General features: G+C 64.0%; 8 protein-coding genes. 7 read left to right on the forward strand and 1 reads right to left on the reverse strand.

The genetic code is table 11. The annotated features are described in order from the left end of the window. Window positions 1–1,494 carry an aldehyde dehydrogenase family protein gene (locus tag DM872_RS08535; RefSeq protein ID WP_179059065.1) on the reverse strand — a complete coding sequence of 498 codons (1,494 nt, stop codon included), beginning with the start codon at window positions 1,492–1,494 and terminating at the stop codon, window positions 1–3. A gap of 456 nt (window positions 1,495–1,950) precedes the next feature. On the opposite strand from DM872_RS08535, the gene peaA reads away from it, so the two are divergent. The 7 genes from peaA to DM872_RS08570 form a co-directional block, all read left to right on the forward strand. Next, a complete protein-coding gene (peaA, locus tag DM872_RS08540) occupies window positions 1,951–3,468 on the forward strand; it encodes a quinohemoprotein amine dehydrogenase subunit alpha (protein WP_256873332.1) in 1,518 nt (505 codons plus the stop codon). A 73-nt stretch (window positions 3,469–3,541) separates the two neighbouring features. Next, window positions 3,542–4,972, forward strand: a complete 1,431-nt coding sequence (gene peaB / locus DM872_RS08545) for a quinohemoprotein amine dehydrogenase maturation protein (RefSeq protein WP_179059067.1) — start codon at window positions 3,542–3,544, stop codon at window positions 4,970–4,972. A gap of 1 nt (window position 4,973) precedes the next feature. Then, the gene (gene qhpC / locus DM872_RS08550; protein ID WP_077526464.1) at window positions 4,974–5,297 is read left to right on the forward strand and encodes a quinohemoprotein amine dehydrogenase subunit gamma; all 324 of its coding nucleotides are present in this window, start codon (window positions 4,974–4,976) and stop codon (window positions 5,295–5,297) included. 29 nt (window positions 5,298–5,326) lie between these two features. Then, window positions 5,327–6,451: a quinohemoprotein amine dehydrogenase subunit beta gene (peaD, locus tag DM872_RS08555; protein ID WP_256873331.1), complete on the forward strand. Its 1,125-nt coding sequence runs from the start codon at window positions 5,327–5,329 to the stop codon at window positions 6,449–6,451. A gap of 315 nt (window positions 6,452–6,766) precedes the next feature. Then, window positions 6,767–8,467: an AMP-binding protein gene (locus tag DM872_RS08560; protein WP_179059068.1), complete on the forward strand. Its 1,701-nt coding sequence runs from the start codon at window positions 6,767–6,769 to the stop codon at window positions 8,465–8,467. A gap of 180 nt (window positions 8,468–8,647) precedes the next feature. Next, on the forward strand, window positions 8,648–9,676 hold the full coding sequence (locus tag DM872_RS08565; protein WP_179059069.1) for an AraC family transcriptional regulator: 1,029 nt from the start codon (window positions 8,648–8,650) through the stop codon (window positions 9,674–9,676). An 80-nt stretch (window positions 9,677–9,756) separates the two neighbouring features. Continuing rightward, window positions 9,757–11,361, forward strand: a 1,605-nt coding sequence (locus DM872_RS08570) for a methyl-accepting chemotaxis protein (RefSeq protein ID WP_179059070.1), incomplete at its 3' end; no start/stop codon positions are given.

Here is an 11,361-nt window from a genome sequence, read left to right on the forward strand (position 1 = left end):
TCAGAGCTTGATCAGCACCGACTTCAGCTCGGTGTAGTGCTCGATGGCCGCTGCGCCCATTTCGCGGCCGACGCCGGAGAGCTTGTAGCCGCCGAAGGGCAGGGCCGGGTCGAGGGCGCTGTGGCAGTTGACCCAGACCGAGCCGGACTTGATGCGCGGAATCATCCGGTGCACCGCCGCGAGGTCGTTGGACCAGACGCTGGCGCCGAGGCCGTAGGGGTTGTCGTTGGCCATGCGAATGACTTCATCGACGTCGTCGAAGGGCATTGCCACCAGCACCGGGCCGAAGATTTCTTCCTGCACCAGGCGGTGCTGCTGGTCGACGTCGACGATCACCGTCGGCTTGACGAAGTAGCCGGGGCCGAAGCCTTCGCCGCCGCAGGCGATGGTGGCGCCCAGCTCGCGGCCGAGCTCGATGTAGCCGGTGACGCGGTCCTGCTGCTTGGCGGAGATCAGCGGGCCCATCTGCACGCTCGGGTCGAGGCCGTTGCCGAGCTTCATGCCGTTGGCGATGCCGGCGATGTCGGCGATCACGTTGTCGAAATGCTTGCGGTGCACGTAGAGGCGCGAGCCGGCGCAGCAGACCTGGCCCTGGTTGAAGAAGATCGCGCTGGCGGCGCCGGCGGCGGCTTCGGCGAGGTTGGCGTCGGGCAGGACGATGGTCGGCGACTTGCCGCCGAGTTCCAGGGTCACGCGGGTCATGTTGTCCATGGCCGCCTTGCCGATCTGCTTGCCGACTTCGGTGGAGCCGGTGAAGGTCAGCTTGTCGACGCCCGGATGGCGGGTGAGGGCGACGCCGGCATTCAGGCCGGTGCCGGTGATGACGTTGAACACCCCGGCCGGGTAGCCGGCTTCCAGCACCAGTTCGGCCAGCTTGAGGGCGGTCAGCGGGGTTTCGTCGGCGGGTTTGAGGATCACGGTGCAGCCGGTGGCGAGCGCCGGGCCGAGCTTCCAGCAGGCCAGCAGCAGCGGGAAGTTCCAGGCGACGATGGCGCCGACCACGCCCACCGCCTCACGGCGGATGAAGCCGTGGAACTGATCATTGGGCATCAACGGCAGGGAAGCGTCGACCGTGCTGCCTTCGATCTTGGTGGCCCAGCCGGCCATGTAGCGGAGGAAGTCGATGGCCAGCTGCACGTCCATGACCTGGGCCACGGCGGCGCTCTTGCCGTTGTTCAGGCACTCCAACTCGGCCAGCTCCTGGGCATCGCGCTCCATCAGGTCGGCGAGACGCCACAGCAGGTTCTGCCGCTCGCGCGGGCGCATGCGGCTCCAGGCGGAGTCGTCGAAGGCCTGGCGCGCGGCCTGCACGGCACGGTCGACATCTTCGGCGGTGGCGGAAGGCACGTTGCCGAGGACTTCGCCAGTGGCGGGGTTGCGGAAAGTCATGGTGCTGCCGCTGGCGGCGTCCTGCCATTCGGCGCCGATCAGCATCTTCAGCTTGCGATTGAGGAAGGCTTGGGTCTGGGGAAGGACGGGCAGGTCAGCGAGCATGGGGGAAGCCTCTATTCATTGAAGTTGTACCCAGCTTTCGCAACCCCCATGCCAAGGCCGTAAATGTCACATAAGCCAATGATTCAAAAAGGAATTTAATGAGGAATTTCAGCTAGCTCCGGATGTCCCGCTGTTGCACTTTGAGACTCGCTGAGACGGGCCTGGAACAGTCGCACTGTCTACCTTTACTGGATGCTGGGTGGTGCAGTCTCAGCGTGGAACAGTCTGTCGCGAAATTAGACGCCGGGCTCCACCACCAGCATCCCTGCCAAGCCCGCGTTTTACGGCTAAAGCGTTGTTATAAAAGGACTTTCACCGGCATGGCACACATTATGTATTTGCCGTGACAACTGCACCCGCTCCGCCGTGGGGTGCAAATCATAAGAACAACACCGTGGAGGTCTGACCTTGAAGACGACTCGACTCCGGCAGCACGCGGGCACCCTGGCACTGGCCATGGCGTCCCTCATGTTCGCCCAGGCCCATGCAGCCGAGGAGGGTCCAGCCCTCCTCAAGTCCAAGTGCATGGGTTGCCACATCCCCGAGGGCAACGATACCTACAGCCGCATCAGCCACCAGCGCAAGACCCCTGAGGGCTGGCTGATGAGCATCGCCCGCATGCAGGTGATGCATGGGCTGCAGATCAGCGACGACGACCGTCGCACGCTGGTCAAGTACCTGGCCGACAAGCAGGGTCTGGCACCCAGCGAGACCGAGGGTGTGCGTTACGCCATGGAGCGTCGCCTGAACACGGTGGAGAAATTCGACGATCAACTGAGTCAGACCTGTGGCCGCTGCCACTCCGGTGCTCGCGTCGCCCTGCAGCGTCGCCCGGCCAAGGAGTGGGAACACCTGGTCAACTTCCACCTCGGCCAGTGGCCGTCCCTCGAATACCAGGCCCAGTCCCGCGACCGCGACTGGTTCGACCTCGCCCTCAAGGAAATGGTGCCGGAACTGGCCAAGCGCTTCCCGCTGGAAAACCAGGCCTGGGCCGACTGGCAGAAGGCCAAGCCCAAGGCTGATGCCCTGCCAGGACAGTGGAGCTTCAGCGGCCACATGCTGACCAAGGGTGACGTGCGCGGTGTGATGACCGTGACCGCCGATGCTGGCGACACCTTCAAGGTCGAGGTGAAAGGCCAGTATGCCGACGGCACGCCGTTCAACGGCAGCGGCTCGGCCATCCTCTACAACGGCTACGAGTGGCGCGGCAATGTGAAGGTCGGCGAGACCAATCTGCGCCAGGTATTCGCCGCCATCAACGGCGAAATGAAAGGCCGCATGTTCGAGGCCGAGCATGACGAGCGCGGCCTGGACTTCAGCGCCGCGAAGGATGGCAATGCCAAGCTGCTGGCCGTGCAACCCGCCTTTATCAAGGCCGGTAGCGAAGCCGAGCTGACCCTGGTGGGCAGTGGCCTGAAGGGCACGCCTGAGCTCGGTGCCGGCGTCGAAGTGGTGAAAGTGCTGGAAGTCACGCCGAAGCTGGTTCGCGTCAAGGTCAAGGCTGCTGCCGACGCCGCGCCGGGCGTGCGCAGCGTGGCCCTCGGCGACCTGAAAGGTGTCGACCTCGCGGTCTACAAGGACATCGCGGAAGTGAAGGTGGTGCCCGAGTTCTCCATCGCCCGTGTTGGCGAGAACGGCGGCTCCACGCCCAAGGTGCAGGGCCGCTTCGAGGCCGAGGCCTGGGGCAAGGGCGCTGACGGCCAGCCGTACCGCATTGGCTACCTGCCGGCGAAATGGTCGGTCGAGCCCTTCGACGAGCGCGCCAAGGAAGACGAGGACGTGAAGTTCGCGGGTGTGATGCAGGCCGATGGCGTGTTCATTCCCGGCGGCGCCGGTCCAAACCCGGAACGCAAGATGATGACCAACAACGCCGGCAACCTGAAGGTGATCGCCCAGCTGGAAGAGGGCGGCCAGAAGGGTGAAGGCCATCTGATCGTCACCGTGCAACGCTGGAACAACCCGCCGATCCCGTAAGCGGTATCGGCTCGGGCGGGGCTGCCCCGCCCGGATTCGCAACGACGATTGGGAAGAATTCCGGGAGGTCGCCATGGGCGCAATCTTGAATCTGGTCGAACGCAACCTGCACGAAGTGCGGGTGGATGCCGACCGCATGCTGTTCCATATCCCGAGCAGTTCGCTGTTCGCCACCGATGAGGTTACCGGCGGCATTATCGACGCCCTGCGTCAGCAGAGCTGCTCGTCCGAAGACCTGGTGCAACGCCTGTCCGGACGCTTCGCCGGCCAGGATATCGATGAAACCCTGCGCGAGCTGATCGCGCTGGAAGTGGTGAGCGATGGCTCGCCGCTGACGCCGGAAATCGGCATCAGCAAGGTAGAGCGTACGGCGCTCAATACCGTGGTGCTGAACGTCAACACCGGCTGCAACCTGAGCTGCACCTACTGCTACAAGGAAGACCTGGACAAGCCTTCCGCCGGCAAGAAGATGGGCGCGGAAACCGCCGAGGCCTCGGTGGAAATGCTGCTCCGCGAGTCACCCGACGAAGAGCGCTACAGCGTGGTCTTCTTCGGCGGCGAGCCGCTGTCCAACCGTCCTCTGATCGAGCACATGGTGGACTACTGCGAGCGTCGCTTCGCCGAGGCCGGCAAGCAGGTGGAGTTCATCATGACCACCAACGCCACGCTGCTCACTGAAGAGATCATCGACTACCTGAACAAGCATCGCTTCGGGCTGTCGATCAGCATCGACGGACCGAAGACGGTGCACGACCGCAATCGCATCACGGTGGGCGGGCAGGGCACCTATGACGTGGTGCGGCGCAAGGTGGACCTGCTGCTGTCGCGCTACCGCAGCCGCCCGGTGGGCGCGCGGGTGACCCTGACCCGTGGCATCACCGACATCGAGACCATCTGGAACCACCTGTTCAACGAGCTGGGTTTCGCCGAAGTCGGCTTCGCGCCGGTCACCTCGGGCGACATGGCGAACTACAACCTGACCAGCGAAGAGCTGGTGGAGGTCTTCGCCAACATGAAGGCCCTCGGCCGTCGCTACCTGGAGGCCGCACTGGAGCACCGCAACATCGGCTTCTCCAACCTGCACCAGCTGATCACCGACATCCATGAAGGCCACAAGAAGGCGCTGCCCTGCGGTGCCGGCCTGAAGATGCTGGCGGTGGACCACAAGGGTGAGCTGAACCTCTGCCACCGCTTCACCGGTTCCAGCATGCCGACCTTCGGCAACGTGCACAGCGGGGTGAAGCAGGTCGAGCTGAACGACTTCCTCTCCCAGCGCCTGGACCGCAGCGGCACCGGCTGCGACACCTGCCGCATTCGCAACCTGTGCTCCGGCGGCTGCTACCACGAGAGCTACGCCCGCTATGGCGACCCCACTCACCCGACCTATCACTACTGCGAGCTGATGCGTGACTGGGTGGACTTCGGCATCGAAGTCTACAGCCGCATCATGGCCGTCAATCCGGCCTTCATCAGCAGCTACATCTCTCCGCGGAAGGCGCACTGACATGAAACATCTGAAGCCGCTCAACAACAAAGCGCAAATGCTCGAAAAAGCCGCAGCCGAAGATCGCATCGAAGAAGTCGTGGCCATGAGTGCGGTGGCCGGTTGCACAGCCACCACTGACCCGGGCTGGGAAGTGGACGCCTTCGGCGGGGTGAGTTCCCTCTGCCAGCCGATGGAAGCCGACCTCTATGGCTGCTCCGATCCTTGCTGGTGGCCGGCACAGGTGCCCGACATGATGAGCACCTACCAGGACTGGAACGCCCAGGCGACCAACTCCATGGACGACTGGCGCAACCTCGGCACCGTATTCCCGAAAGACAAATGACCGGCGATAAGAACAAGAGGGAAACACTGATGAAACTCAAAGCCATCGCCAGCCTGGCGACCGCTGTTGCCGGCCTCGCACTGGGCATCAATGCCTGGGCTGCGGACGAATCCGGCCCTGCACTGAAGGCCGGTCATGAATACATGATCGCCACCAACTACCCGAACAACCTGCACGTGGTCGATCTGGCCACCGACAGCCTGTACAAGACCTGCCGCCTGCCGGACGCCTTCGGCCCCGGCACCGCGATGATGGCGCCGGATCGCAAGACCGCGTTCATCCTCAACAACCACTTCGGCGATCTTTACGGCGTCGACCTGGACAACTGCAAGACGGTGTTCCACGCCAAGCTGTCGCAAAAGCCAGGGGAGAAGGCGCGCTCGATGTTCTCCTTCGCCCTCAGCCCGGATGGCAAGGAGCTCTACACCACCGTCAATCCGACGGAAATGCTCAATGATCATTACGTGGTCAAGCAGCCGCGACTGGAGGTCTATGACACCAGCGCCGGCCTGGACGCCAAGCCGGTGCGCAGCTTCCCGATGCCGCGCCAGATCTACCTCATGCGCGCGGGCGACGACGGGAGCCTCTACGTCGCCGGGCCGGACATCTACAAGATGGATGTGAAGACCGGCAAGTACGAAGTCGCAGTGCCGGGCCGCAACTGGAAACGTCCGTTGTACAGCCCGCCGGATGTCCTCTACTTCTGGCCGCACCAGACGCCGAACCACGAGTTCTCGATGCTCTACACCACGGCCAAGTTCAAGGACGAGAAGCAGGACCTGGCCACCGCCGACTTCATCTATGGCTTCGTCAGCATCGACCTGAAGACTGGCAAGTCCACCGTCCAGGACTTCGCGCCGCTGACCGAGCTGTACTTCACCGGTCTGCGTTCGCCGAAGGACCCGAACCAGATGTTCGGCGTGCTCAACCGCCTGGCCAAGTACGACATCAAGGAACAGAAGCTGATCAAGGCAGCCAACCTGGATCACTCCTACTACTGCGTCGCGTTCAATACCGAGGGCTCCAAGCTCTACCTGGCCGGCACCTTCAATGACATCGCGGTGTTCGATCCGGACAGCCTGGAGAAGATCAAGAACATCAAGCTGCCGGGTGGCGACATGGCGATCACCACGACGCAGGTATTTATCCGGTAAGGGCAGGGTTTGATTGGCTTCTTTGTGGGGGCGAATTCATTCGCTAAGCAGGACGCAGTCCTGCCATCAGAATCGATGGGGCAGCTGCGCTGCCCTTAGCGACTGAAGTCGCCCCCACAAGGAGGGTGAACCATTCGAGCACCCGACAACCGAACCCATATCCGACCAATGGGTCACTAGACAGGAAAACCGGCTTTATTTACCTTTACGTTTACGTAAAGGTAAATAAAGCCCAGTACGTACCAGGCCTCTCTGCCGTAGTTGGAGGCCCGTTGATCAGCGTCGATCCCAGCACAAAGACAAGAAGGGAAAGCCATGAATCACCAGAGCTACACCCGGGGGCGGCAGGACAAGGACCTGCTCGCCATGACCATAGGCGCGGCATTCGATGCCACCGTTGCCAAGTTCCCCGAGCGCGAGGCGCTGGTAGTCAGGCATCAGGGCCTGCGCTACAGCTGGAAGGATCTGGCAGAGGCGGTGGATCGCCACGCCCGTGCCTTGCTCGCACTGGGCCTGAACAGCGGCGACCGCCTGGGAATCTGGGCGCCCAACTGCGCCGAGTGGTGCATCACCCAGTTCGCCAGCGCCAAGATCGGCGCCATCCTGGTGAACATCAATCCGGCCTACCGCAGCAACGAGCTGGAGTACGCACTCAAGCAATCCGGTTGCCGCTGGGTGATCTGCGCCGATGCCTTCAAGACGTCCGATTACCACGCCATGTTCCTCGGCCTGGTGCCCGAACTTGCTGCGGCCGAGCCAGGCAGCCTGAACTGCGAGCGCCTGCCGGAACTGCGCGGCGTGGTCAGCCTCGCCGCCAATCCGCCGGCCGCGTTCCTGCCCTGGGCTGAACTGCAGCAGCGGGCAGGGGAGGTGAGTGTCGAAGCCCTGGCAGAGCGCCAGTCCACCCTGCAGTTCGACGACCCCATCAACATCCAGTACACCTCCGGCACCACAGGCTTCCCCAAGGGCGCCACCCTCAGTCACTACAACATCCTCAACAACGGCTACATGGTCGGTGAGAGCCTCGGCCTGACCGAGCAGGATCGCCTGGTGATCCCCGTGCCGCTGTACCACTGCTTCGGCATGGTGATGGGCAACCTGGGCTGCGTGACCCACGGCTCCACCATGATCTACCCGGGCGACGCCTTCGACCCGCTGACCACCTTGCGAGCCGTGTCCGAGGAGAAGGCCACCGCCCTGTACGGCGTGCCCACCATGTTCATCGCCGAACTGGATCATCCGCAGCGTGGCGAGTTCGACCTGTCCAGCTTGCGCACCGGCATCATGGCTGGCGCCACCTGCCCGATCGAGGTGATGCGCCGTGTCATCAACGAGATGCACATGAGTGAAGTGCAGATCGCCTACGGCATGACCGAGACCAGCCCGGTGTCGATGCAGACCGGTCCGGACGACGAACTGGAACTGCGCGTGACCACCGTCGGCCGCACCCAGCCGCACCTGGAAAGCAAGATCGTCGACGCCGAGGGCAGGATCGTCCCGCGCGGCACCATCGGCGAACTCTGCACCCGTGGCTACAGCGTGATGCTGGGTTACTGGAACAACCCGCAGGCGACCACCGACTCCATCGACCCGGGTCGCTGGATGCACACCGGCGATCTCGCTTCCATGGACGAGAACGGCTACGTCTGCATCGTTGGCCGCAGCAAGGACATGATCATTCGCGGCGGCGAGAACGTTTACCCGCGCGAGCTGGAAGAGTTCTTCTTCACCCACCCGGCAGTGGCCGACGTGCAGGTGATCGGCATTCCCTGCAGCAAGTACGGCGAAGAGATCGTCGCCTGGATCAAGTTCCACCCCGGCCACACCGCCACCGAGGAGGAGCTGCGCGCCTGGGCCAAGGAGCGCATCGCCCACTTCAAGGTGCCGCGCTTCTTCCGCTTCGTGGATGCCTTCCCGATGACGGTGACCGGCAAGATCCAGAAGTTCCGCATGCGTGAGATCAGCATCGAGGAGCTGACCCCGCCGAAGGACGACAAGGTGACGGCGATTCGGTAGGGCCGGCAGACAGGGGCATTCTTCGCTCTTTTGTGGGGGCGAATTCATTCGCGAAGCAGGACGCAGTCCTGCCATTGGTAGTTCCATGGGGCAGCTGCGCTGCCTTTAGCGAATGAATTCGCCCCCACAGGTAAAGCCCCTACAATGCCGCATCGCCGGAAATCAGCCCCAAGGGAGCCCATGACAGGCACGTCTGCCGAGAAAGGCACCATCTCCGTCCGCCTCGTCCACGAAGCCCTGCTGGAATTGCGCCAGCGGGGCTTTGACGATTCAGGGTTGCTGCACCAGGCTGGCATTCCCGCCGAGCTGCTGGCCAAGCCCTATGGACGCGTGTCGTCGCAGCTCTATGGAGCGCTCTGGCTGCTCATCGCGCAGACCATGGACGACGAGTTCTTCGGCATGAATCCGCGGCGGATGAAGTCCGGCAGCTTCGCCTACATGACCCGCGCGGCGGTGAAGGAGCCAACGGTCGGAGCGGCCCTGGAGCTGTCCCTGCGTTTCCTCGAACTGGTCTTCGACGGCCTTTCACCGCGTCTGGAACGGCGGGGCGGCCTCGCAGAAATCACCCTGGATGAGCCCGAAGGCCAGCAATGCCGTGCCTTCAGCTATTTCACTCTGTGGCTGATGATTCACGGCCTGATGTGCTGGCTGGCCGGGCGGCGCATTCCCATCCTCGGTGTCGACCTGCGCTGCACGGTGCCGGACTACATCGAGGACTACCGGGTGATGTTCAGCACCAACCTGCGCTTTTCCCGTCCCCAGAGCCGTCTGCTGTTCAACGCCGATTGCCTGGAGCTGCCGGTGCGCCGCAGCACTCGCGACCTCAAGCGCTTCCTCGGTGGCCTGCCGGCGAACATCCTGGTGCGTTATCGCGACCCGCAGAGCCTGGCTGCGCGCATCCGCGCCTACCTGCGCAGCATCAAGCCCGAGCGCTGGCCGGATGTGGAAGCGTTGTCCAGCCACTTCTACATGGCGCCGTCCACGCTGCGCCGCAAGCTGTCCCTGGAAGGGCAGTCCTACCAGGGGCTGAAGGACCAGGTGCGCCGCGACCTCGCCATCGCCCGGCTGGACCACGGCGAAGGCAACTTCACCGAACTGGCCTTCGAGCTGGGCTTTGCCGACACCAGCGCCTTCTACAAGGCCTTCAAGAAGTGGACCGGTTCGACGCCGGGTCAATACCGTTCATTGATCCATCCCGACTCAAGTTGAAGCCGTTTTCTGCCGCTATATAGAAAGGCGCGCCATGTCCGCGCCCCATCGCCGATCCGAAGTAAACAGGACCCTTGCCCATGCCCCTCAACCGACTTTCCATCCAGTGGAAGATCACCCTGCTGGCTGGCCTCTGCCTGCTGGCCATCGTTGCCGTGCTGATCGGCATTTCGCTCTACCGCATGGGCGCTGGCACCGAGCTGGTCAAGGCCAATAGTGCGCAGATGCTGGAGACCTCGGCCCGCGAGCGTATGGAGGGGGAGGGCAAGGTGCAGGCACTGACCATCCAGCGTTACTTCCTGTCGGCCTACCAGGACGGCCTGAATTTCTCCCGCCAGGTGCTGCTGCAGAAGCGCCAGGCGCAGAAGCTGCAACGGGACAGCCAGGCCCTGCGCGAGGATCTGAACCAGCAAGTGAAGGAAGCCCTGCAGGCCAACCCGCAGCTGCTCAGCCTCTACCTGGTATTCGAGCCGAACGCCCTGGATGGCAGTGACGCGCTCTACGCCAACCGCACGGAACTCGGTAGCAACGAGGTGGGCCGCTTCTCCGCCTACTGGGCGCAGCGCGGCGGCCAGCTCAGCACCCTGGCACCCACCGAAGAGATGATCAGCGACGCCACGCCGATGCTCGACGGCAGCCCGTTCAACACCTGGTTCAACTGCCCGAAACAGACCCTGAAGCCCTGCCTGCTGGACCCGTACTTCGACGACGCCTCGGGCCAGAAGACCCTGATCACCACGCTGACCTTCCCGGTGATCGAGGACGGCAAGATGCTCGCGGTGGTCGGCATGGACATCAGCCTGAGCAACCTGCAACAGCTGGCCAGCGCCGGCAGCCAGGGCCTGTACGACGGCCAGGGCGCCATCAGCATCCTCAGTCCCGCCGGCCTGCTCGCCGGCTATAGCGCGGATGCCGGCCTGCTCGGCCAGGGCCTGGCCAAGGCCTACCCGAACGAAGCCAACGCGCTGCTCAGCCTGCAACGCGAGGGCAAGGCCCACGAGCAGCAGGCCAATGACCACTTGCAGGTGCTCGCGCCGTTGCAGCCGATCCCGGAATCCAAGCCCTGGGCCGTGCTGCTGGACGTGCCCATGCCGACCCTCCTGGCACCGGCCCTTGAGCTGCAAAAGGACCTGGATGCACGCAACGCCCAGGGCACCTGGCTGGAACTGCTGTTCGGCGTTGCCGCCGCCGTCGCCGGCCTGTTGCTGGTGTGGCTCACCGCCCGGGGCGTGACCCGGCCGATCCAGGGCGTGGCCAGCATGCTCAAGGACATCGCCACCGGCGAAGGCGACCTGACCCGCCGCCTGGACTACGCCCGCCAGGACGAGCTGGGGGAACTGGCCGGCTGGTTCAACCGCTTCCTCGACAAGCTGCAACCGATCATCGCCGACGTGAAACGCTCGGTGCAGGACGCCCGCAGCACCGCCGACCAGTCCGCCGCCATCGCCAGCCAGACCAGCGCCGGCATGCAGCAGCAGTACCGCGAAGTGGACCAGGTGGCCACCGCCTCCAACGAGATGAGCGCCACCGCCCAGGACGTCGCCCGCAGCGCCGCCCAGGCCGCCGAAGCCGCGCGCGGCGCCGACCATGCCACCCAGGAAGGCCTCGGCGTGATTGGCAAGACCACCAGCGCCATCGAGCAACTGGCCAGCGAGATGAGCGCGGCCATGGAAGAAGTGCAGGCG

It is taken from the genome of Pseudomonas taiwanensis (genome assembly GCF_013393345.1).
GTDB lineage: Bacteria > Pseudomonadota > Gammaproteobacteria > Pseudomonadales > Pseudomonadaceae > Metapseudomonas > Metapseudomonas resinovorans_C.

Coding starts and splice junctions, on each gene's coding strand:
- peaA (WP_256873332.1), top strand. CDS start 1,951: ATGGCGTCCCTCATGTTCGCCCAGGCCCATGCAGCCGAGGAGGGTCCA.
- peaD (WP_256873331.1), top strand. CDS start 5,327: ATGAAACTCAAAGCCATCGCCAGCCTGGCGACCGCTGTTGCCGGCCTC.
- DM872_RS08560 (WP_179059068.1), top strand. CDS start 6,767: ATGAATCACCAGAGCTACACCCGGGGGCGGCAGGACAAGGACCTGCTC.
- DM872_RS08565 (WP_179059069.1), top strand. CDS start 8,648: ATGACAGGCACGTCTGCCGAGAAAGGCACCATCTCCGTCCGCCTCGTC.
- peaB (WP_179059067.1), top strand. CDS start 3,542: ATGGGCGCAATCTTGAATCTGGTCGAACGCAACCTGCACGAAGTGCGG.
- DM872_RS08535 (WP_179059065.1), bottom strand. CDS start 1,494: ATGCTCGCTGACCTGCCCGTCCTTCCCCAGACCCAAGCCTTCCTCAAT.
- qhpC (WP_077526464.1), top strand. CDS start 4,974: ATGAAACATCTGAAGCCGCTCAACAACAAAGCGCAAATGCTCGAAAAA.